The 22284-nt window shown below is 67.5% G+C and carries 15 protein-coding genes; 6 read left to right on the top strand and 9 right to left on the bottom strand.

The features are described 5' to 3' along the window. Positions 1 to 118 precede the first annotated feature (118 nt). From R5C80_RS03970 to R5C80_RS03940, 7 genes are all read right to left on the bottom strand, one after another. Positions 119 to 1081, bottom strand: a complete 963-nt coding sequence (locus R5C80_RS03970; protein WP_318866073.1) for a siderophore ABC transporter substrate-binding protein — start codon at positions 1079 to 1081, stop codon at positions 119 to 121. Beyond that, entirely contained in the window at positions 1078 to 1860 is a 783-nt protein-coding gene (locus R5C80_RS03965) for an ABC transporter ATP-binding protein (RefSeq protein ID WP_313048770.1), read from the bottom strand. The genes R5C80_RS03970 and R5C80_RS03965 overlap by 4 nt, the downstream gene beginning before the upstream one ends. Continuing rightward, the gene (locus R5C80_RS03960) at positions 1857 to 2792 is read right to left on the bottom strand and encodes an iron chelate uptake ABC transporter family permease subunit (RefSeq protein WP_313048778.1); all 936 of its coding nucleotides are present in this window, start codon (positions 2790 to 2792) and stop codon (positions 1857 to 1859) included. Before R5C80_RS03960 ends, R5C80_RS03965 begins: the two co-directional genes overlap by 4 nt. After that, complete coding sequence (locus R5C80_RS03955) at positions 2792 to 3736, bottom strand: ABC transporter permease (protein WP_376780496.1); 945 nt, start codon at positions 3734 to 3736, stop codon at positions 2792 to 2794. The genes R5C80_RS03960 and R5C80_RS03955 overlap by 1 nt, the downstream gene beginning before the upstream one ends. Beyond that, positions 3733 to 5502 (bottom strand): ABC transporter ATP-binding protein, encoded by a 1770-nt coding sequence (locus R5C80_RS03950; protein WP_263158212.1) that lies wholly within the window; start codon positions 5500 to 5502, stop codon positions 3733 to 3735. Before R5C80_RS03950 ends, R5C80_RS03955 begins: the two co-directional genes overlap by 4 nt. 2 nt (positions 5503 to 5504) lie before the next feature. Continuing rightward, complete coding sequence (locus tag R5C80_RS03945) at positions 5505 to 7292, bottom strand: ABC transporter ATP-binding protein (protein ID WP_319049823.1); 1788 nt, start codon at positions 7290 to 7292, stop codon at positions 5505 to 5507. Positions 7293 to 7412: 120 nt separating this feature from the next. Next, positions 7413 to 7931 carry a sigma-70 family RNA polymerase sigma factor gene (locus tag R5C80_RS03940; RefSeq protein WP_038706138.1) on the bottom strand — a complete coding sequence of 173 codons (519 nt, stop codon included), beginning with the start codon at positions 7929 to 7931 and terminating at the stop codon, positions 7413 to 7415. 218 nt (positions 7932 to 8149) lie between these two features. Between R5C80_RS03940 and R5C80_RS03935 the strand changes: the two genes are divergently transcribed. After that, positions 8150 to 10258, top strand: a complete 2109-nt coding sequence (locus R5C80_RS03935; protein WP_319049822.1) for a condensation domain-containing protein — start codon at positions 8150 to 8152, stop codon at positions 10256 to 10258. Between the two features lie 70 nt (positions 10259 to 10328). Here R5C80_RS03935 and basC read toward each other — a convergent pair whose 3' ends face one another. Together basC and R5C80_RS03925 are read right to left on the bottom strand one after the other, a co-directional pair. Beyond that, the gene (gene basC / locus R5C80_RS03930; RefSeq protein WP_319049821.1) at positions 10329 to 11648 is read right to left on the bottom strand and encodes a putative histamine N-monooxygenase; all 1320 of its coding nucleotides are present in this window, start codon (positions 11646 to 11648) and stop codon (positions 10329 to 10331) included. A 75-nt stretch (positions 11649 to 11723) separates the two neighbouring features. Then, on the bottom strand, positions 11724 to 16034 hold the full coding sequence (locus R5C80_RS03925) for an amino acid adenylation domain-containing protein (RefSeq protein WP_319049820.1): 4311 nt from the start codon (positions 16032 to 16034) through the stop codon (positions 11724 to 11726). A 110-nt stretch (positions 16035 to 16144) separates the two neighbouring features. On the opposite strand from R5C80_RS03925, the gene R5C80_RS03920 reads away from it, so the two are divergent. The 5 genes from R5C80_RS03920 to R5C80_RS03900 all read left to right on the top strand — a co-directional run bounded on the left by R5C80_RS03920 (position 16145) and on the right by R5C80_RS03900 (position 21955). Then, positions 16145 to 17317, top strand: coding sequence for an isochorismate synthase (locus R5C80_RS03920; protein ID WP_413470260.1), 1173 nt, complete (start codon positions 16145 to 16147; stop codon positions 17315 to 17317). Positions 17318 to 17343: 26 nt separating this feature from the next. Then, positions 17344 to 18945, top strand: coding sequence for a (2,3-dihydroxybenzoyl)adenylate synthase (locus R5C80_RS03915; protein ID WP_038706134.1), 1602 nt, complete (start codon positions 17344 to 17346; stop codon positions 18943 to 18945). Positions 18946 to 18962: 17 nt separating this feature from the next. Then, positions 18963 to 19829, top strand: coding sequence for an isochorismatase (locus R5C80_RS03910; RefSeq protein ID WP_023632374.1), 867 nt, complete (start codon positions 18963 to 18965; stop codon positions 19827 to 19829). Then, complete coding sequence (gene dhbA, locus R5C80_RS03905) at positions 19829 to 20578, top strand: 2,3-dihydro-2,3-dihydroxybenzoate dehydrogenase (protein ID WP_319049819.1); 750 nt, start codon at positions 19829 to 19831, stop codon at positions 20576 to 20578. Before R5C80_RS03910 ends, dhbA begins: the two co-directional genes overlap by 1 nt. Positions 20579 to 20659: 81 nt before the next feature. Then, positions 20660 to 21955: a histidine decarboxylase gene (locus R5C80_RS03900; protein ID WP_313652094.1), complete on the top strand. Its 1296-nt coding sequence runs from the start codon at positions 20660 to 20662 to the stop codon at positions 21953 to 21955. Positions 21956 to 22284: the final 329 nt, after the last annotated feature.

Below are 22284 nucleotides of genomic sequence, written 5' to 3'. Positions count from 1 at the left end.
TGGACGCAATGGTAATGTTTCTCATTAGTCATTCCGTACGAGTCGGCGAATCCCTCAACAGAAATTACAGTCACTTGGCCACTATCGGCTTAACCACCACAGGGACCAAAGCGGGGGCTCAGCGCTGATATCCCTTCACCACCTCGTCCGCTACCCGCTCCAGGCAGGTCACGCTGGCGGTGCATAGGTACCAGGTCTGTGGATCGACGAATACCACATGGCCGTTCTTCCACGCCTTGGTCTGGCGCAGCAGCGGGTTGTCCAGGGTCTCGCGGTCCAGCGCGGCGCGGCGCTCCATCACCGCGGTGCGGTCGATCACGTAGAGGATGTCCGGGTCGGCCTGGTGGATGAACTCGTTGGAGATCGGCTGGCCATGCAGGCCAGCCTGCATGTCGTCGCTGGCCGGCTTGACCCCGAGGGTGTCGAAGATGAAGCCGTAGCGCGAACGCACACCGTAGGCGGTGAACGCGCCGTTGTTGTGCAGCACCACCAGCGCCTTTTCCGGGCGGCCGTCGGTCACCTTGCGCACCTGAGCCACCTTGGCATCGATGCGCGCGGCGGTTTCCCGGGCCAAGTCTTGCTTGCCGAGAATTTGCCCGACGGTCAGCAGGTGCTGCTTGGCGGTGTCGATGACATTGCCCTGGCGGTTGTCCATGTCGATGTCGTAGTGCACCGTCGGCGCGATCTGGCTCAGCTCCTGGTAGCTCTGCGCCTGCAGTGGCGAGATCAGGATCAGGTCGGGCTCGAGCGCGTGCAGGCGTTCGAGGTTGGGCTGGATGGTGGTGCCAACGTCCGCCACCTTGGGGTCATCGCGGTATTTGGCCAGGAAACCCGCGACATAGTCCTTGGCGATGCCGACCACCGGCGCGCGGAGCTGGTCGAGGGTGTCCAGCTCGCTCATGTCGAAGGCCACCACGCGTTGCGGCTGGTGTTCGACCAGCGTGGTGCCCAGGGCGTGCTCGACCTTCACCGGGGCATAGTCGGCGCTGGCGGCGCGCGCTTGCTCCGGCGGGGCCTGGTCGCAGCCCGGCAACGCGGCCGCCACGGCGGCGGCCAGGAGTATCTTGCAGATTCCGTTCATACCAGCTCTCTCGATAGTGATGGATTGAAGTAGTTGCAGACGAAACCCTGCGCGCTGGGCAGGATCTCGAACGCCAGGCCGAACAGCGCGCGCAGGTTGGCCTCGGTGACCACCTCGGCGACCGGCCCGTGGCTGTGCACCGCGCCCTGCTTCATGGCGACGATGTGGTCGGAATAGTTGGCGGCGAAGTTGATGTCGTGCACCACCAGGATCACCGTGCGGCCCTGCTCGTCGCAGAGCCTGCGGATTGCCTGCATGATCTGCACCGCGTGCTTCATGTCGAGGTTGTTCAGCGGCTCGTCGAGCAGCAACAGATCGGTGCGCTGGGCGATGGTCATGGCCAGGAAGGCCATCTGCCGCTGGCCGCCGCTGAGTTCGTCGAGGTAGGCGCGGCGCAGCGCTTGCAGCCCCAGGAAATCCAGGGATTCGTCGATTACCTGATGGTCGTCGGCGGTCAGCACGCCGCGGCTGTAGGGGAAGCGGCCGAAGGCGACCAGTTCCTCGACGGTCAGGCGCAGGTTGAAGTCCAGTACCTGGCGCAGGGTGGCCACGCGGCGGGCGAAGTCGGCGATGGCGATGCGGCCGATGTCCTGGCCGTCGAGCAGGATGCGCCCGCGGCTTGCCGGCAGCAGTCGGGCCATGCACATCAGCAAGGTGCTCTTGCCGGCGCCGTTGGGGCCGATCAGCGAGGTAACCTGGCCGGCCGGGAAAGCCAGGCTCACGTCATCGAGCACGGTCTTGTCGCCATAGGCCTTGTGCAGGTGTTCGAGGGTGATCATGGGGTGCCTCGGGTACGGACCATCAGCGCGAGGAAGTACGCGCCGCACACCAGGTTGACGAGGATGCTCACGCTGGTCCGGTAGTTGAACAGATGCTCGACCAGCAGTTGGGCGAGCAGGAACATGCCGATGGCCACGGCGCAGGCCAGTGGCAGGGTCACCTGGTGCCGGGCGCTGCGTGCCAGGGCGTAGGCGATGTTGGCGACGAATACCCCCATGAACGCGGTCGGCCCCACCAGACTGGTCGACACCGCCACCAGCACGGCGATCAGCGCCATTTGCAAGCGCAGGCAGCGGCCATGGTCCAGGCCCAGGGCAATGGCTTGGTCGCGGCCCAGCGCCAGCACGTCGAGCACCCGCGTGCCGCGCGCCACCAGCACTGCCATTGCCGCCACCAGCAGGCCCGAGTACAGCACCTGGGCCGGCTGGGCGCGGTTGAAGCTGGTGTAGCCCAGGCTCTGCAGAATCGAGAACTCCCCCGGGCTGGTCTTGAGCTGGATGAACTGGGTGAAGGTACCCAGCACCATGGTCAGCACCAGCCCCAGCAGCAACAGGCGGTAGACATCCCCGCGCCCCTCGCGCAGCAGCCAGCGCTGCAGCAGCCACGAGTAGCCGAGCATCAACGCCATCGACAGCAGCGCGTTGCCCTGCGCGCCGAGCAGCGCCACGCTGCCGGTGCCCAGCCACAGCACCAGCACGGCCTGGAACAGCAGGTAGATGCCTTCGTAGCCCATGATCGCCGGGGTCAGCACACGGTTGCCGGCCAGGGTCTGGAAGATCACCGAGGACAAGGCGATGCACACCCCGGCCACCACGATCGCGCCCAGGCGCACCAGGCGCTTGGGGATCACGTAGCTGAAGTCCAGGCCAGAGCCCAGCAACAGGAACGCCAGCACCAGGGCCGGCAGCAACAACCAGGCGGCGCGGCGCATCATTTGCACTTCCACAGGATCAGCACCAGGAACAGCACACCGCCGACACTGCCGGCGGTCAGGCCAATGGGAACTTCGTAGGGGTGGATCAACAACCGGCCGAGGATGTCGCAGGCCAGCAGCAACGCCGCGCCGCACATGGCGACGATGGGCAAGGTGCGCTTGAGGTTCTCGCCGTAGCGCAACGCCACCAGGTTCGGCACCACCAGGCCGACGAAGGGGATCGCGCCCACGGTGATCACCGTGGCCGACACCGTTACCGCCACCAGCACCAGGCCGAGGATCGCGGTGGCCGCGTAGTTCAGGCCGAGGCTGGTAGCCATGCCCTCGCCCATGCCCAGCACGGTGAAGCGCTGGGCATATAGATAGGTGAGCACGACGATCGGCAGGATCAGGTAGATGATCTCGTAGTTGCCCTCGATCACCCGCGAGAAGTCGCCCAGCAGCCAGCCCTGCATGCTCTGCAGGATGTTGTGGCGATAGGCATAGAACTCGGCGATGGCGCTGAGCACGCTGCCGTACATCAGGCCGATCACTGGCACCAGCACCAGGTTGGTGAAGCGTATGCGGCGAATGATCGCCACATACGCCAGGCTCGCCAGCAGGCAGAACACCAGGGCAAACAGCATGCGCCCGGTGGCCCCGGCACCCGGCAGCACGGTCAGGGCCACCAGGATGCCCAGCTTGGCCGCGTCGAGTCCGCCGCAGGTGGCCGGCTCGACAAAGCGGTTGCGCACGATCTGCTGCAGGATCACCCCGCAGATCGACAGGCCGACACCCGTCAGCACCAGTGCCGCCAGGCGTGGCAGGCGGCTGGCGGTGAGGGTCAGCCAGGCATCGTCGGAGGCCGACAGCAAGGCCGACCAGGACATCTCGCTGGCCCCGACCATCAGTGAAACGCCACACAGCAGCAACAACAGTGTTGGCAGCAACAACCGACTCAAGCGGTCACTCCATCGCCTGCGGCCTCACCGATGCGCCAGCCCTTGGCGGCCCGGCGCTGCTCGAGGAAGTGCGCGTACAAGCCACCTTCTGCAGCCAGCTGGGCATGGGCGCCCTGTTCGCGGATACGCCCTTCGTCCAGCACCACGATCTGGTCGGCCATGGCCACCGTCGACAGCTGGTGGGCAATGACGATCAGCGTGCGCTTGCCGCGTAACCGCGCCAGCGCTTCGGCGATGGCCGCCTGGTTCTCGGCGTCCAGCGCCGCGGTGGCCTCGTCGATCAGCAGGATCGGCGCGTCCTTGATCAGCGCGCGGGCAATCGAAATGCGCTGGCGTTCGCCGCCGGACAGACGCGCACCGCCCTCGCCCACTGGCGTGTGCAAGCCTTCGGGCAGACGTTCGAGGATCTCCTGCACCCCGGCCAGCCGCGCCGCCTCGAGCACTTCGGCCTCGCTGGCGTCGGGTTTGCCCAGGCGGATGTTGTCGGCAATGCTGCCCTGGAACAGGTAGGCGTCCTGGAAGATCTGGCTGATCTGCCCGGCCAGCTGTTCGGCGGACATCTGCCGCACATCCACCCCGCCGACCTTGACCCGGCCCTGGGTGACGTCGAAGAAACGGGCGATCAGGCGCACCAGGGTAGTCTTGCCCGAACCCGATGCGCCGACCAGCGCCGTCATGCTGCCGGGCGCGATGTCCAGGCTGACCTCGCGCAGCACCTCTGGCTGGTCATCGCCGTAGCGGAATCCGACCTGCTCCAGCTGCACCGAGCCGTCGGCCGGCGGCTGCGGTGCGGCGGGCTCGGGCAGCGGCTCGACGGCCAGCAGCTCGGCTACCGCCTGCAACTGGCCGCGGGTACCGCGCAGCACCTCGCTGTAGCCGGCCACATCCAGCAGCGGGTCGATGAAACGGGTCGCCAGCACCAGCGCAACCAGGGTGGCGATCACCGTTGCGTTGTCGAAGCCTGCGCCGGCCTGCTCGCCGAGCCACAGCGTGGCGACCACCAGCAACGCGGCGAAGCTGGCCTGCACCGCCCAGACGTTGAGCACCGATGACAATGCCGACAGCTGGATCAGCTTGCGCGCCGCCTGTTGTTGCTGGGCCACGGCCTGCTCCAGGAAGCGCGTTCCGCCCTGTTCGCCATTGAAGGCACGCAGCACCGACTGCGCCTGGGCGAACTCGACCATGCGCTGGCTGGTCTGCGCGGTGTCGCGCTGGTAGCGCTGGTCGGCGCGCTGGCCAAGGCGCATTGTCGCCAGCATCACCAGGGCCAGCAGCGGCAGGCTGACCAGAGCCACCAGGCCCAGGCGCAGGTCGACCAGCAACAGCGCAACGAGAATCACCAACGGCGTCACCACCCCGGTGAACAGCGGCGTGAACACATGGGCCGGCAGTTGCGCGATCTCCATCATGCCCTGGGTGGTGACATGGCTCAGGCGCGCGGTGTTGGCGGCATTGAACCAGCCCACCGGCAGCGTGCCGACATGCTCGCCCAGGCGCTGGCGGCCACCGCGCAGCACGGCAATGCCCACGGCGATGCCGGCCTTCTCCACCCGGCGCCGCAGGTACCAGCACACCACCACGCCCAGGGCCAGCAGGGCCAGCCACTGGCCGGCGGCTTCCAGCTGGTTGCCCAGCAGGTGACGCAGGATCGGCACCAGGGTGACGATGGTCAGCCCGCACAGCACGCCATACACCAGCGCCAGGCGGATGTAGCGGCGCAGGAACACGGCGTCGTCGCCGAGCAGTCGAACGAAAGTCCCCAACATGATCAGTGCTCCTCCACCTGCGCGGTCGCCCGCGTCTTCGCATAGCCGCCGGCGGCCCACAGGCGGGCATACAGCCCGCGACGGGCCAGCAGTTCGTCGTGATTGCCGCGCTCGGCGACGGTGCCCTGGTCCAGCACCAGGATCTGGTCGGCGTGCATCACCGTGTCCAGGCGATGGGCGATCACCAGCAGCGTGCGCCCCCGGGCGAAGCGCGACAGTGCCTGTTGCAGCTTGACTTCGTTCTCGGCGTCGGCCGCCGCGGTGGCCTCGTCGAGCACCAGCACCGGCGGGTCGAGCAGCACCGCGCGGGCAATGCTCAGCCGTTGCAGCTCGCCGCCGGAGAACTGCACGTCCTCGCCGATCACCGCGTCGTAGCCACGCGGCTGGGCGAGGATGCGCTCGTGGATATTGGCAATCCGCGCCGCCGCCTCGATCTGCTCCTGGCTCGCCGAAGGCCGGCCCAGGGCAATGTTCTCGCGCACACTGGCATGGATCAGGCGCACGTCCTGCAGGACAAAGCCGATGCGCCGGTACAGTTGCGCGCTGTCGATCTGCCGCAGGTCAACGCCGCCCAGGGTGATACGCCCGGCACTGGGATCGAAGAAGCGCAGCAGCAGGCGCGCCAGGGTCGACTTGCCGGCGCCCGAGGCACCGACCACCGCCGTGACCGTGCCCGGTTCCAGGGTAAACGACACCTCGCTCAGCACCGGATTGCGCGGGTCGTAGTGATAGCCCAGGCCCTGCACCTCGATGCGCGCATCGGTCGGCAGCTTGCCGACGCCCTGGGCGTCGGTCTCCAGCACCGCCGTGTTCAGCAGCGCCTGCACGCGCTGAGCGGCACCGGTGGCGTTGTTCAGGTCGTGGGTGATATAGGCCAGCAACAGCAGCGGCGCACAGATGCCCGGCGCCACCAGGGCGAACGGCAGCACCTGCACCGGGGTGATCCAGCCCAGGCCGACGAACAGCGTGCCGAACGCCAGCACCACGCCCAGTACCGACACCGGCGCGATCATCGCGTTGGCATTGGCCATGGCGCTGACCAGCGGCCGGGTGAAGTCGGTGAAGGCCGCGGCGAAGGCGTCCACCGCCTCGCGGTAGCTGCCATGCGCCTTGCGCTGGCCACCGAAGGCCTTGACCACCGGGATGCCGTTGACGAATTCGACCACCGCCTGGTTGATCCGCCCCATGCCGGCGCCGAAGGCCTGCATGTTGCGGGCGCTGGCCTGGTGGGCACGGGCGAAGAACAGGAAGAACAGCGGGAACGGCAGCATCGATACCAGCGCCATGCGCCAGTCCATGGCGAACAGGTAGACGATCGATGCCAGCACTGCCCCGGCGCTGCGCCCGAGGGTGGTGTAGAAGTGCGCGGTGAGGCTGTGCAGGATGCCGATATCGTCCTGCATGGCCTGCTTCACCTCGCCGGAGGCGCGGCTGGTGAACCAGCCCAGCGGTACCCGTGCCAGGCGGCGGATGATTGCCAGGCGCAGCGTGCCGGTGATGTGGTTGTCGGCCAGGTGGGCCACCAGGTCGCCCAACAAAATCAGGGCCATGCCGACGAACAGGCAGCCCAGCCCCAGCATGATCACCGGCCAGGCCTGCGCGACGCCCTGTCCTTCGGCGAACGCCAGCCGGGCGACCTCGGCGATCGCGGCCAGGGGCGCCAGGCTGAGCATGGCGCCCAGCGCGGCGAGCAACCCGGCGACGATCAAGCGCCCGCGAATCGGCGCCAGCACTGCGGCGACCGGCCCCTTGGCGGGCTTCTGCACCGCCACCCCTTGTTCAACACTCATGAATGCTCCTTTTCAGCACGAAGAGCAGACCGGGCAGCCACTTGGGCGCCCGACCAGCCAGTCCTTCTCAACCTGTATTCCGCTCGAGGCGGGCAAACCCGCAAAAAACAATGCTCACCCTCAGGCGCCACTGCCGGTGCGGTAGCGCCTGCAGGTGCGCACGCCGGCGGCGATGTACTTCTCGACCGAGGACACCGATACCCGCAACTCGGCGGCGATGGCGCGATGGGCCATGCCGTCGAGCCGGCACAGCAGCAGGGCCTGGCGGGCCTTGGGCGAATGCCGCTGCAGGGCGCTGTCGATCGCACCCAGGGCCTCGACCACCAGCGCCCGCGCCTCTTCCGACGGCACCCGCGGCTCGGGCTGCAGGCCATGGTCCTCGAGGTAGCGGGTTTCACGTTGGCGGCGGCGGTACAGGTCGATGACCTTGCCGTTGGCGATCTGCGTCAGATGGCAGCGCGATTGTTCCGCCGTCGGCACCTGGCCCTTGTTCATCAGGTGCAGGTAGATATCGTGGGCCAGGTCCGCCGCGTCCACCGCGTTGCCCAGCTTGCGGCGCAGCAGCTCGCACAACCAGCCGTGATGATCCTGATACAGCTGTTGCAGCTGTTGACGAAGCGCGAACGTTCCGTTGTCCACGGTACCTCTCCCTGAGCGTGGTGCATTCCAGACGGCTTCCTTTGACGTGCGCCAATCTAGATGATAATTATTTGCATCTTTCTCACCATAACGAATCCTCGGGATTCACGCAATGCACCCCGATGGTGCGAACCCTCTGCGCCGCCACTCACCGCGATCCACGGATGGCAGTGAAGGCCGACGCGGGCCTTGATCGATCGAACAGCAGGAAGCTAACCATGTTGGAACGCAACACCACCCTACCCTCGCCCCAGGCCCTGGATGAACACGAAGAACTCGCCTGGTTCGCCCAGCAACAGCAACCCGAGCAGCTGCACCGGCAACTGGGCGCCTGGCGCCTTGGGCCCACGGCCGACCTGTCGCTGCTGGCCCTGGCCGTGCAGGCGGTGGTCGAAGCCACGCCGGGCCTGAACAGCCGCTACCACTTCAGCGATGACGGCGACCTGTACAAGACCCAGGAACCCGGCTGGTACCCGTGCCTGCGTATCGAGCGGAGCACGGCCGAGGGCATGGACGCCTTGCTGAGGGCGCGTCAGGCGGCGCCCTGGGATTCCACCACGCAGCCGCCGTTCGAGGCCCTGCTGCTGGCCGGCGATCACCAGGCTGCGCTCGGTCTGCTCTGCCATGCGGTGCTGCGTCAGTCGCCGCAAGCCCTGCTCGAACGCATCCGCGCCGCCTATGACGCCCAGGCCGGCGACCAACCACTGGTGCTCGAACCGTTGTCGCAGGCGCCCTCGACGGACATCGCGCAACGCATCCTCGACGCGTTCCGCCAGGCATTGGCGGAGCCTGGCATGACCCTGGACGATGACTTTTTCGACATGGGCGGCCACTCGCTGCTGGCCACCCGGATCATCGGGCGCTTGCAGGGCGAGCATGGTATCGAACTGCGCTTCAGCGACTTCTTCGCCTCGCCCAGCGCATCGGCGCTGGCCAACCGCGCCAAGCTGAGCCAAGGGCAAGCCAGCCAGGCCAGCGATCAGGCCAGGGATATCCAGCAGGCGCCGATGGCCCTGGCCCAGGCGTCGTTGTGGCGCGCCTGCGCGGCCTTCGACTACGGCACCATCTTCAACCTGCCCTTTGCCCTGGACTTCCACGACCCGGTGGACGAAGCGCTGCTGCAGCAGGCCTTCACCGACCTGCTGGAGCGCCATGCCAGCCTGCGCACCACCTACCATGGCGAGGGCGACGACGCCTGCCAGCGCATCGTGCCGCTGGCCGAGCTGGGCCGTTTCAAGTGGTTCTGGAACAGCGCCGAAAGCGCCGGCGTGAGCCTGGCCAGCGAGGCGAAGCACCGCTTCGACCTGGCCCGCGAACTGCCACTCAGGCTGCGCATGCTGCGTGACCCGCACAGTGGCCACCAAGTGCTGTCGTTCCTGGTCCACCACATGGCCATCGACGAATGGTCTCTGAACGTGATCATGGCCGAACTGGCCGAGGCCTACCTGGCCCGCGCCCAGGACCGGGCGCCGCAATGGCCCGCGGCGGCGCGCACCTTCCACGAATTCGCCCTGGCCCAGAGTGCCCAGGGCCCGAACCCGCGCCACCTGGCGTACTGGACCGAGCTGCTGCGCGACGCCACCCGCGGTCTCGCCCTGCCCGCCTGCGATGACGTCACGCTGCTGCCCGCCGACCAGGCGACCACGCGTGCGCGCTGGCTGGAGCTGCGTCCCGAACCCGGCATGCTGGAGCAACTGGGCGCCAGTGCCCGGCTGCATCAGTCATCGTTGTTCAGCGTGATCTACACCGCCATCGCCCTGTCGCTGCACAAGCTCGGCAACCTCTCGGACCTGGTGATCGGCACCTCGGCGTCCGGGCGCACCGACCCTGCGTATTTCGACACCGTCGGCTACTTCACCACCATGGTCGCCCACCGCGTGCAGTTCGCCCCCGAACAGTCGCTGGCCGGGTTGCTGGGCGAGGTGACGCGGATGATCAACGACTCGATGGCCTATGCCGACGTACCCATGGAGACCATCCAGCAGGCGCTGGGCATGACCCCCGCCGAGGGCCTGATGTTCGATGTGTATGTGCAGATCCACGCCAACAACGCCCTCAATGGCGCGCTGCAGGCACCCGATGGCCGGGCTATCCGCTACAAGCAGATCGACCCGGACAAGAGCGAGTCGATGTTCGGCCTGCAGTTCGAGATCATGGAAGATGTGTTCGATGGCCAGCGCTCGCTGCGCCTGGTGATCACCTACCGCAGCGATCGCTACAGCAGTGCTCAGGTCGAGCGCCTGTGCGCGATGATTTCGGCGGCGTTCGGTGTGTTGGCCGAAGTGGATGGCGGCCGGCGGGCTTTGGCTTCGATCAGCTTGGCCTGACGCGCCCATCGCGGGCTTGACCCGCTCCCACTCAAGCATGGGAGCCGATCAAGCCCGTGGTTGCGCCCTTTCAGGTCTCCGGCAACCCGTAGCGCTGGAACGACGAGCGCTGCGGCACCCGGTACTGCGCCCGGTCCAGCAACTGGTTGACGATCACCGCATTGCGCACCGGCCCCAGCCCCAGGTCCGGCGAGCCGACGCCATGCTGGAAGATCTCGGCGTTCTGCACGAACACCCGGCCACTGCCGCCATCGCAACGCTGCGCGGTGAAGTCCTCGCCGACGATGCAGTCGCCGTGCGCGTCGGTGGCCAGCACCGAACCCTTGAGCTGCTCGAACCACTGCGGCCAGGCATGGGAGTAACCGGTCGCCGCGACGATCGCGTCGGCGTCCAGCGTTGCCCGTTGCTCCAGCTGGCTATGCCGGAAGGTCATGCGCAGCCCCGCCGAGGCCAGGTCCTCGACCGTCTCCACCTCACAGCTGGACAGCAGCGTCAGCCCAGGCTCGCGCCCGCCGATGGAGCGTTCGTAGATCAGGTCGTAGATTGCGCCGATGGTCGAGAAGCTGATGCCTTTGTACAACAGGCCCTGCTGGGCGACGATCTCCCGGCGTTTGTCCCGCGCCAGGGTGTGGAAGTAGTTCATGTACGCCGGAGTGAAACACTCCTGGCCGAGCTTGGAGTACTCCATGGGGTGGAAGCCTCCCGAGCGGGTGATCCAGTGGATCGACGCCCCCGCCTCCACCTGCTCCGGGGTCAGCGCGTTGAACAGCGCCAGCACGCACTCCGCGGCGCTCTGTCCGGAGCCGACCACCACCACGCGCCGGCACTGCTCCAGCTCGCCCTGACGCTTGCCGAACTCCGCCGAGTGCAGCAACGGCGCCTGGGTGCGGGTTTGCGCCCAGGCCGGCAACCACGGCCGGGTGCCGAGGCCGATGGCCAGGTCGCGGCTGCTGTAGCGCCGCTCCAGGCCCGACACCGACACGCTGTCGATGACAAAGCGTTCGCTGGCGTTGTCGTAGCGCACGCCCGTGACCTCCTCGCCGAAATGGCAGCCCGGCAGTTGGCCCGCCGCCCAGCGGCAATAGTGGTCGTACTCGCGCCGGGGCACCTGGAAGTGGTCGTAGTAGTAGAACTGGAACAGGCGGTCGTGCTGGTGCAGGTAGTTAAGGTAGCTCAGCGGGTGACACGGGTCGGCCAGGGTCACCAGGTCGGCCAGGAACGGCACCTGCAAGGTGGTGCCGGGCAGCAGCAGGCCCTCGTGCCAGCGGAACTGCGCCTTGCGCTCGAGGAACGCGCAGCTCAGGTGCGGGTGGCGTGACAGCAGCGCGGCCAGGCCCAGGTTGAACGGTCCGATGCCGATGCCGGCGATATCCAGGTGTGCGATGTCCATATGCTCGATGATTTCCCAAGAACGATGATTGGCGCCCCGGGCCAGGCCCAGGGCGATTGATTCAGCCCGCTGGTTTCACACGGGGGCGTTGACGAGCAGGCGCTCGACCTCTTCCACCGTGCGACATGGCAGCAACTGCGCGGGCGAAAGGCGCACCGCGAAGGCTTCGCCCAGGCGCGCCGCCAGCGGTTTGAGGTGCTGCGGCCGCAGGCCCATGGCCAGGAAATCCCTGGCCGGCTGGGTGGCGCCGAGCACCTGCTGGTAGATCGCCAGCACCTGGGCATGACGCTGCGGATCGCTGGGCAAAGCCGCCGCTATCGGCGCCTGCCCGGTGTCACCTTCAAGCAAGGCGCGGGCGAGCCTGCGGTCCGGCTTGCCGTTGGCGGTCAACGGCAAGGCGTCGACCTCGACGAACCGCGTGGGTACATGGGACTGCGCCAGCAAGGCCCGGGCATGCTCACGCAACGCCACGGCGCCGGGCGGCGCACCGTTGCGCCTTACATACAGCGCGCCGATGCAGGCCTCGCCCTGTTGCGTGTCGCCATAGTCCACCACCAGCACCTGCTGCACCGCCGGATGGCGGATCAGCTCGATCTCGATGTCCGGCAGCGACACCCGCACGCCGCGCACCTTCACGTAACCGTTGACCCGGCTGTCGAACAGCAGCACGCCGTCCTCGCGGTAGCGGCCACGGTCACCGGTACGGAAGGCACGCACTGGCGCGCCGTGCTCGTCGAGCACATTGACGAAGTCGTTCTGCACCAGTTCGCCGTCCTCCAGGTAGCCCAAGGCCAAGCCCACCCCACTGGTGTGGATACGCCCGGCGACGCCCTGCGGGCAATGCGCGCCGTGCTCGTCCAGCAGCCAGTAGCGGTTGCCCGGCAGTGGCCGACCATAGGGCACCCTGGCGCGGTCCTGTGCACCGATTTCGTGCCAGATGCTCCAGATGGTGGTCTCGGTCGGGCCACCCAGGGACACCAGCCGCGCCTCGGGCAGTTGCTCGCGTAGTTCGGCGATCACCGCCGGCTTGATGTAGTCGCCGCCCTGGGCCAGCAGGCGCAGGCTGCGCAGACCATCACCCTGACGGCAGGCCAGGAGCATTTCGAGGATGGCCGGGACCGAGCACCAGAGGCTCACGCCGTGCTGCCTGACCAACTGGTTCCAACGCAGCGCATCCTTTTCCTCGCCGGGCTCGGGCAGCACCAGTGCCGCCCCGGCGCACAGGCTGCCGAACACGTCGAACAGCGACATGTCGTGGTGCAGCGGGGTCACCGAGATGAACACATCGTCGCGGCTGACCTGCCACTGCGCCAAGGTGCTGCCGATGACATTGGCGGTGGCGCGGTTGTTCAGCACCACGCACTTGGGCTTGCCGGTGGTGCCGGAGGTGTACAGGTAGTAGGCCGGCGCGGTGCTCGCCGACAAGGCCGCCAGCCCCATCAGGTCCAGGGCTGCCGGAGGGCTGGCCAACAGTGGCGCGACGGCGTCGACCACCAGTGCCGGCTGGCAGTTGTCCAGCAGATAGCGCAGGCGCTCCTCCGGCGCCGCCGCGTCGATCGGTACCCAGATCAGCCCGCTCAGGGCGCAGGCCAGGGTCGTCATGGTGTGCTCAGGCCCGCGTGGCAGGCAAATGGCGACCACCTGGCCGGGGCGCAGCCCGCGGGCCTGGAATGCCCCGGCAATGCGCTTCACACCCTCCCCCAGTTCGGCATAGCTGATGCGCCGCTCGCCATGCAGCAAGGCGATGCGTCCATTGTCCGGGCCGAACAGGTTGTAGGCGATGCGCCCAAGGAAATCGACCGGTTCGGCCTGCGCCTCGCTGCTGTTCAGGCGGTAGTGGCCAAGGTCGATGAACTGCCGTGCGTGGACTTCGAATGCAGCCTGCCCGGCCAATTGCTCCACCGCCTGGTTCAAGGCCGCGAGCAACTGTCCGACCCAGCGGCCATCGACCGCTTCGCGGGCATAGTCGATCTCGAACGCCAACCCGCCCTCGGCGGTATTGCAGAAACGGATGTCCATGGCCACCTGCGGCGTCTGGGTCAGGCCCGCGTTCAGGGACATCGGGCCATCGACCGCGCCCACCGGCCAGGACAGGCCGTTGGTCAGCACCACCGGTAGCGCCGGGCCCGGGCCGTTGCTGTCGTACAGCAGGCGGGCCAGGTCCACGCCGGAGAACGCCAGATGCTGCAAGCCTTCCAGCACATCGGCCTGCAGGCGCTTGGCGCGCTCGGCCAGGCTAGGCAGGCCGCGCTGCCAATCGACGGCGATGAAGCTGGAGCGGTTGGCAAATGCGCCGTCCTGGGGCGGCGCCACCGGCACCGCCACGCACAGGCTGCCTTCGTCGAGCCAGTGGCCGAGCACTTCCAGCACCACGGCCATGATCGTCGAGTTCTTGAACAGCCCCTCACGCGCACCTGCGCGGCTCAATGCCTTGAACGCCTGGGCGGAGATTACCTGGCGCTGGCGGGCGTACCGGGCCACGCCGACCTTGTCCAAGGCTTGGCGCCACGGCAGCCTTGGCGCGCCGTCGACCTCAGCCAGCTTTGCCTTCCAATACTCGGCATCGGCCTTGCGCACCTCGCTCTGGTCGATGCCAGCCGCCGTGGGCTCGCTGGCCGTCAGCGGCTGGCAGTGACCGTCGAACAGCTCGACCATCAAGGTCGCGATGGAGCGTCCATCAAGAATCAGCGCATCGAAGCGTACGAACACCACCAACTCGCCTTGTGGCAACTGGAAGGCGGTGACACTCCAGGGCGGCCCGGCCAGGTCGAACAGCGCATGGGCATAGTCCTCGCGACGGACCTCGAGCTGCGCCTGAACCTGCTCGGCCGTCAACCCGTGCAGGTCGATCACCTCCAGGTTGACCTGCACCTGGTCGCTTATCGACTGGGTCAATGCCTGGGCATCGATGCGGGTGCGCAGGCTATCGTGGCGGCGCACCATGTCCGTGAGGCGGCTGCGCAGCAGCGCCAGGTCCATGCGCCCGCGATACTCGCGGAATTCCTGCATGGCCACGCCGCCCAGCGGCAGATGCTCGCCACGCCCCAGCAGGTAGGCCTGCTGCAGGGCGTTCAGTGGTCGATCCCGGCTCGCCGCGATCGCCAATGGCTGGTGCAGCGCGCCCGTGTCGGCAGCCACCGCCACAGCCAGGGCGATGAAGCGCTCGAACAGGGCCTGGACCCAGTCAGCGGGCAATGCGTCCAGGCGCACGTCCCAATTGATCAGCAGACCGCCGTCGGCCCGCGCCACCTGTGCGTCCAGGGCCACCTGCGGGCCCTGGGAGATCACCCAGTCCATCGGCCCGAACACCCGGTTCACCCGCTCGGAGAACAGCTCGCCGCCAGGCAGGTCCAGCCCTGCGGTAAATACCACCGGTGCCAGTTGCGGCGTACCGTGATGACGCGACAGGTCGCGCATCAGGTCCACGCCCGGATAGGCGCTGTGCGCCAGGCGCTCCACCAGTTGCCGATGCAGATCCCGGCACAGCGCGGCAAGGCTGGCGACACCCGTGAAGTCAACGTCCACCAGCACCAGGTTGGCGAACTCGCCAACGATGCGCTGCACAGGCTCCAGCAGCGGTTCACGCCAGAACACCGGGACGTTCAGGCGCAAGCGCCGATCGCCGGTGTGCTCACCCAGGGCGGTGGCGAACAGCCCGAGCATCAACGCCGACGAGGTGATCCGCTGCGCGCGCGCAGCGTGCTGCAAGGCACGATACTGCGCAGGTTCAAGGCGAGCGGCAAAGCGCTCGCTGCGTGCCGGCCCCGCAGGGAGCAAGGGCAGCGAGGGCGCCGGGGCGATCTGCGCCAGGCGTTTTCGCCACCAGGCGCGGTCGTGGCTGCGGGCGGCACGCAGGTCGGCATCGGCACGCACTTGGTCTAGCCAGTCGAAGTAGTTCGGTATGGTAGGCAGAACGCTTTCAGGCGAGTCGTACAGCCGGGCCAGGTCTTCCATCAGCACCCGGAAGCTCGACGGGTCCACCGCGATCATGTCGGTGTCCACGTGCAGCCGGCTGGCATTGCCCGGCAGCAGGCTCAGGCCGAAGCGCGCACCCTGGCCCATGCTCAGGTCCAGGCGCTGGTGGCTCCACTGCTGGCGTTTCTCCAGCAGGCGCCGCTCCACGGCTGGACCATCCAGATCGCTGAAATCCTCCAGCTCCAGTTGGGCGCGCTGTGCTTCGCCGATGGCCTGCAGCCCCTGCCCGTCGATGCGCAGGCTCAGCATCGGATGCGCCCGGTACAGCGCCTCAAGTGCGCCGGCAAGGCGCGCCACATCGATGGCCCGGCCATCGAACTCGGCGTACAGGTGCGCGCTGACGCCACCCAGTGCCGCATGTGCATCCCGCCCGATCCAACAGGCGGCCTGCATCGAAGTTAACTCTCTCATCGCTTACCCGCGTAGTTGACAAATCCATGTGTTTCGCGTCCTCATATTTACTAACGAGAATGATTATATTTCAAGGTTTTCTTTCTCACCCATCGCCAAGGAGGCAACTCATGAATACAGGCACCCTGCGTTTGCAAGACAGGGACACCATGCCGCTCAACCAAGAGGATTCGAGCTTTTCATTCACATCCGGCGAGCGCGAGCTGAGCGTCAGCGGCCTGAGCGAACGCATCGACACCGCGGCCCACGGCAGCCACTTGGCCGGTGGCGCACTGCGGCGCAGCATCGACCAGGCCTTCGAACGCGCCCGCCAGGCCGGGCAGGAAAATCCCATCGTGGTCGGCGCTATCCCGTTCGACACCACCCAGGCTTCCAGCCTGTACATTCCCGAGGCCTATACCTGGCAGGCGCGCGCCGCGGCTCCTGTACAGCCCGGCTCGCTGCCTGCTCTGCTCAACCAGGCCAACATCCCCGACGAACACGGTTTCAAGCGCGCCGTGCGCCACGCCATCGTCAACTTCCAGCACAGCGATGTGCGCAAGGCCGTGCTCTCGGTGCAGCGCGAACTGCACTTTGCCGCGCCCGTGGACACGGCCCAGGTGCAGGCCAACCTCAAGGCACTGAACCGCGAGGGCTACCACTTCCGCGTGCCCCTGGCCGACGGTTCCACCCTGCTGGGGGTGAGCCCGGAACTGCTGGTGCACAAGCAAGGCAGCGCCTTCGTCAGCAATCCGCTGGCCGGCTCCGTGCGACGCATGGCCGACCCCGAGGCCGACCGCGCCAATGCGCAATGGCTGGCGGCGTCGGAGAAGGACCACTACGAGCACCGCTTGGTCACCGAGGACATCGCCCAGCGCGTCGGCGAGCTGTGCAGCCGCCTGCAGGTCCCCGAACGGCCCTCGCTGATCAGCACCGCCGCGTTGTGGCACCTGTCCACGCGCATCGAGGGCGAACTGGCCTCGGCCGATATCGACGCCCTGCAACTGGCCTGCCGCCTGCACCCGACCCCCGCCGTATGCGGTTACCCCACCGAGCGCGCCCGCCAGCTGATCCGCTTCGTCGAGCCCTTCGAGCGTGGCCTGTTCACCGGCATGGTCGGTTGGTGCGACGCCCAGGGCAACGGCGAGTGGGTGGTGACCATCCGCTGCGGCACCTTCAACGGCCAGCGCGTTCGCCTGTTCGCCGGCGCCGGCATCGTCGAGGCCTCCAGCCCCGACAGCGAATGGAACGAAGTACAGACCAAGCTCGGCACCATGCTGCGCGCCTGCGGCCTGGACCATTGACCTCAAACCCGCTTTCCGAGATGCCCATGACCATCGAATTCACCCCCTGGCCCGCGGACCGGGCGCAGCGCTATCGCGCCGCCGGCTACTGGAACGACCAGCCGCTCAGCCAGTTGCTGATCGCCCGCGCCGCCGTGCAGCCGCAAGCCCCGGCGATCCTCTGCGGCGAGCGCCGCATCAGCTACGGCGAACTGGATCGCCGTGCCTCCAACCTGGCATCGCGCCTGGCCGCCCACGGCCTGGGCCAGGGCGACACTGCGCTGGTGCAACTGCCCAACGTCGCCGAGTTCTACATCGTGCTGTTCGCCCTGCTCAAGGCCGGCATCGCCCCGGTCAATGCGCTGTACAGCCACCGCCAGCACGAGCTGGGCGCCTTTGCCCGGCAGATCCAGCCGGCCCTGCTGATCGCTTCGGCGGAGCATGAGGTATTCCGCAATGACGCGTTCCTCGACGACCTGGCCAAGGAAGGCCTGCGCCCGAAGCTGACGCTGATGCTCGATGCCCTCGACGACTGGAGCGCCAGCGCCGATGTGCGCGGCACCCACTACGCGCCCAGCCCGTGCGGCGAGGTGGCGTTGTTCCAGCTGTCCGGCGGCAGCACCGGCACCCCCAAACTGATCCCGCGCACCCACAACGACTACGCCTACAGCGTGCGGGCCAGCGCGCAGATCTGCGCCCTCGACAGCGACACGCGCTTCCTCTGCGCGCTGCCGGCGGCGCACAACTATACCCTCAGTTCCCCCGGTGGCCTGGGCGTGCTGCACGCCGGCGGCTGCATCGTCATGGCGGCCAACCCGGAGCCGTTGCACTGCTTCGCCCTGATCGAACGCCACGCCGTGACCATGGCCGCCCTGGTGCCCAGCGCCGTGGCCCTGTGGCTGCAGGCCGCCCCCGGGCACGCCGCCAAGCTGCGCAGCCTGCGCCTGCTGCAGGTCGGTGGCGCCAGTTTCGCCGAGGCCTTGGCGCGCCAGGTTCCCGAGGTGCTGGGCTGTAAGCTGCAGCAGGTATTCGGCATGGCCGAGGGCCTGGTCAACTACACCCGTCTGGATGACAGCGACGAACAGGTATTCACCACCCAGGGCCGGCCGATCAGCGAACTGGACGAGGTGCGCATCCTCGACGAACAGGGCCAGCCGGTCGCCGACGGCGAGCCGGGCATGCTCGCCACCCGTGGCCCCTATACCTTCTGCGGCTACTACAAGAGCCCCGAGCACAACGCCCAGGTGTTCGACCAGGACGGTTTCTACCACTCCGGCGACATCGTCCAGCGCAGCGCCGACGGCAACCTGCGGGTCGTCGGGCGGGTCAAGGACCAGATCAACCGCGGCGGCGAGAAGGTCGCCTCGGAGGAGATCGAGAACCTGATCGTCATGCACCCCGACGTGACCCACGCCGCCCTGGTGGCGCTGCCCGACGAACTGCTCGGCGAGAAGAGCTGCGCCTTCATCGTCTCGCGCAACCCGCAACTCAAGCCGATCGCCTTGCGCCGCCACCTCATGGGCCTGGGCATCGCCGAATACAAGCTCCCGGACCGGATCCGGCTGATCGACGCCATGCCGCTGACCGCGGTGGGCAAGATCGACAAGAAGCAACTGCGCGCGCTGCTCGCCGTCGCCCCGACCGTCTGACCGTCCAAGGACCCGACATGACCATTCCAACCATCCACGACTATCCCATGCCGCAACCGGCCAGCTACCCGGCCAACAAGACCACCTGGCAACCCGACCCGGCCCGCGCCGTGCTGCTGATCCACGACATGCAGCGCTATTTCCTGCGCTTCTACCAGCCTGACGGCGCCCTGCTCACCGCGCTGGTGGACAACCTGTCGCGGCTGATCCAGTGGGCTCGCGCGCAGGGCATCCCGGTGGTCTACACCGCCCAGCCCCATGAACAGCCGCCCGAGGATCGCGCCCTGCTCAACGCCATGTGGGGCCCGGGGCTGCCCGCGGCCAGCCCCGAACAGCAACCGATCATCGACGCGCTTTCGCCGCAGCCGGGCGATACCGTGCTGACCAAGTGGCGCTACAGCGCCTTCCAGCGCTCCGACCTGCTCGAACGCATGCGCGGCTGGCAGCGGGACCAACTGCTGATCGGCGGCGTGTACGCCCATATCGGCTGCATGATCACCGCCGCCGACGCCTTCATGAACGATATCCAGGCCTTCCTGGTGGGCGACGCGGTGGCCGATTTCTCCGAGGAGGAGCACCGCCTGGCCCTGAAGTACGTGGCCACCCGCTGCGGCCATGTCACCGACACCGCCACCCTGCTGACCCAGCCGGCGGGCGTGACCACCCGTGACTGGCTGCACGGCCGGGTGCGCCAGATGATCGAGGACGACAGCGAGCTCGATCCCCAGGAAAGCCTGATCTTCTATGGCCTCGACTCGCTGCAGGTGATGAAACTGGCCGCCGAGCTCAAGCAGCGCGGCATCGCCGTCAGCTTCGAGGAACTGGCCAACGCGCCGACCCTTGATGGCTGGTGGTCGCTGGTGCAAGCGCGGGGGGCCGCCTGATGGCCATGGCCCGCTTCACTGGCCGGCGCGTGCTGGTCACCGGTGCCGCCAGCGGCATCGGCCGCTGCGTGGCGCAGCGCTTTGTCGAGGCAGGCGCCGAGGTCATCGGCCTGGATTGCGAGGAGGCCGACGTGCCGTTCCCGCTGCTGCATGTCGACCTGACCGACCCGGCCGACGTGCAACGGGTCTGCGACCGGCTCAAGGAACAGGCGCAGTATCTCGATGTGCTGGTCAATGTGGCCGGCGTGTTGCGGCTCGGGTTCAGCGACGAGGTGTCCTGCGAGGACTGGCAGCGTTGCCTCGACGTCAATGCCAGCGCGCCGTTCTACCTGATGCGCCAGTGGACCCCGGTGTTCCGCCGCCAGCGCCGCGGCGCCATCGTCAACGTCGCCTCCAACGCCGCCCATGTGCCGCGCCTGAACATGGCCGCCTACTGCGCCTCCAAGGCCGCGCTGGTCAGCCTCAGCCACTGCGTGGGCCTGGAGCTTGCGCCCTATGGCGTGCGCTGCAACGTGGTCTCGCCGGGCTCGACGCGCACGCCGATGCTGGCCGGCATGCTGGGCGATCCGGCCGCAGAACGGCAACTGATCGACGGCTTGCCACAGCAGTTCAAGCTCGGCGTGCCCCTGGGCAAGATCGCCACGCCCGACGATATCGCTCATGTGGTGCTGTTCCTCGCCTCCGAGCAGGCCGGCCACGTGACCCTGCAGGACATCGTGGTCGACGGCGGCGCCACCCTGGCCGCCTGAGCCCGACACGGCCACCGACAAGGACTTTCACCCGCAACGCGCCCGGCCCTGGTCGGCCGGGCGCGCTCCATGGAGCTGGACATGACATTCTCACCTGCCGACCACACACGTCTCGAGGCGTTCTGGCGCTACTGCCTCACCCACCAGTACTTCAATGTCGGCTACCCCGAGTCCGCCGACTTCGACTACAGCCTGCTGCACCGTTTCATGCGCTTTTCCATCAACAACTGCGGCGACTGGAACGAGTACAGCAACTACCTGCTCAATTCCTTCGATTTCGAGCGCGAGGTGATGCGCTTCTTCGCCGAACTGTTCCACATCCCCTTCGAGGACAGCTGGGGCTACGTCACCAACGGCGGCACCGAAGGCAACATGTTCGGCTGCTACCTGGGCCGCGAGCTGTTCCCCGACGCCACGCTCTACTACTCCCAGGACACCCACTACTCGGTGGCCAAGATCGTCCGCCTGCTGCGCATCAAGGCCCAAGTGGTGGCGTCCCAGGCCAATGGCGAGATGGACTACGACGACCTGGTCGCACGGATCGCGGCCGACGGCGAGCACCACCCGATCATCTTCGCCAACATCGGCACCACCCTGCGCGGCGCCACTGACAACATCGCCACCATCCAGCAGCGCCTGGCCAAGGCCGGCATCCGCCGGGAGGACTACTACCTGCATGCCGACGCGGCACTCAGCGGCATGATCCTGCCCTTCGTCGACGCTCCCGAGCCCTACTCGTTCGCCGACGGCATCGACTCGATCTGCGTCTCGGGGCACAAGATGATCGGCTCGCCGATGCCCTGCGGCATCGTCGTGGCACGGCGCGCCAACGTCGAACGCATCTCGGTGGAGGTCGACTACATCAGCGCCCGCGACCAGACTATCAGCGGCTCGCGCAACGGCCACACGCCGCTGATGATGTGGGCCGCCCTGCGCAGCCGCTCCATGGACGACTGGCGTGAACGTATCCAACGCTGCCTGGACCTGGCCCAGCATGCGGTGGACCGGCTGCGGGCGGCGGGGATCGACGCCTGGCGCAATCCCAATTCGATCACCGTGGTGTTCCCCTGCCCCTCGGCCAGCGTGTGGAAGCGTCATTGCCTGGCCACCTCGGGCGACACCGCGCACTTGATCACCACCGCCCACCACCGGGACAGCACGCAGATCGATGCCTTGGTCGACGAGGTGATCGCCGATCTCAAGGCCCGTGGCAAGCCACCAGCCAGGCAACCGTTGCAAGGCGCCCTGGTCGACGGGCTGGCCACTCGCACCCAGGTCTACAGCACTGCCAGCCAGCCTCTGCGGGTGCCAGCGCCGGGCCTGGGAAAAGCCGAACCGCAACGCATCATCGCCCATCCCAAGGGCAGCGATAGCTGAACGCCGAGTCGTCATTCCGGGCGTTTGCATGTAAGCCTGTGCCTACAACGCGCGCGCCTGGAAGCTGGCGTGCCGAAAAACCGGGGGCGGGCTGATCCGCCCCTTGGCCGACCCGCACAGGCCACCGCGCAGGCGACCCTCCGTGTGCGTTTGACAGCCAATGGCGTGGCTCTATAGTCCGTTTCCTGGCAACGGGAAGGATTTCTGTTTGCCTCGGACAAGAACCCCGCCATGTACAGGAGTTGCGTAATGGCCATGCTCACGGATGACGCTCCGTTCAAACCCGCCCTGCCTTGCCTTTTGCTCGCCCCCGCCTGCTTCGCCGTCAA

The organism is Pseudomonas sp. On1, assembly GCF_033783325.1.
This window is presented reverse-complemented; position numbering and strand designations above follow the sequence as displayed.

Excerpts from the sequence above, each read along its gene's own strand:
- R5C80_RS03970 (WP_318866073.1), bottom strand. The coding sequence starts at position 1,081 with ATGAACGGAATCTGCAAGATACTCCTGGCCGCCGCCGTGGCGGCCGCG.
- R5C80_RS03965 (WP_313048770.1), bottom strand. The coding sequence starts at position 1,860 with ATGATCACCCTCGAACACCTGCACAAGGCCTATGGCGACAAGACCGTG.
- R5C80_RS03960 (WP_313048778.1), bottom strand. The coding sequence starts at position 2,792 with ATGCGCCGCGCCGCCTGGTTGTTGCTGCCGGCCCTGGTGCTGGCGTTC.
- R5C80_RS03950 (WP_263158212.1), bottom strand. The coding sequence starts at position 5,502 with ATGTTGGGGACTTTCGTTCGACTGCTCGGCGACGACGCCGTGTTCCTG.
- R5C80_RS03945 (WP_319049823.1), bottom strand. The coding sequence starts at position 7,292 with ATGAGTGTTGAACAAGGGGTGGCGGTGCAGAAGCCCGCCAAGGGGCCG.
- R5C80_RS03935 (WP_319049822.1), top strand. The coding sequence starts at position 8,150 with ATGTTGGAACGCAACACCACCCTACCCTCGCCCCAGGCCCTGGATGAA.
- basC (WP_319049821.1), bottom strand. The coding sequence starts at position 11,648 with ATGGACATCGCACACCTGGATATCGCCGGCATCGGCATCGGACCGTTC.
- R5C80_RS03925 (WP_319049820.1), bottom strand. The coding sequence starts at position 16,034 with ATGAGAGAGTTAACTTCGATGCAGGCCGCCTGTTGGATCGGGCGGGAT.
- R5C80_RS03920 (WP_413470260.1), top strand. The coding sequence starts at position 16,145 with ATGAATACAGGCACCCTGCGTTTGCAAGACAGGGACACCATGCCGCTC.
- R5C80_RS03915 (WP_038706134.1), top strand. The coding sequence starts at position 17,344 with ATGACCATCGAATTCACCCCCTGGCCCGCGGACCGGGCGCAGCGCTAT.
- R5C80_RS03910 (WP_023632374.1), top strand. The coding sequence starts at position 18,963 with ATGACCATTCCAACCATCCACGACTATCCCATGCCGCAACCGGCCAGC.
- dhbA (WP_319049819.1), top strand. The coding sequence starts at position 19,829 with ATGGCCATGGCCCGCTTCACTGGCCGGCGCGTGCTGGTCACCGGTGCC.
- R5C80_RS03900 (WP_313652094.1), top strand. The coding sequence starts at position 20,660 with ATGACATTCTCACCTGCCGACCACACACGTCTCGAGGCGTTCTGGCGC.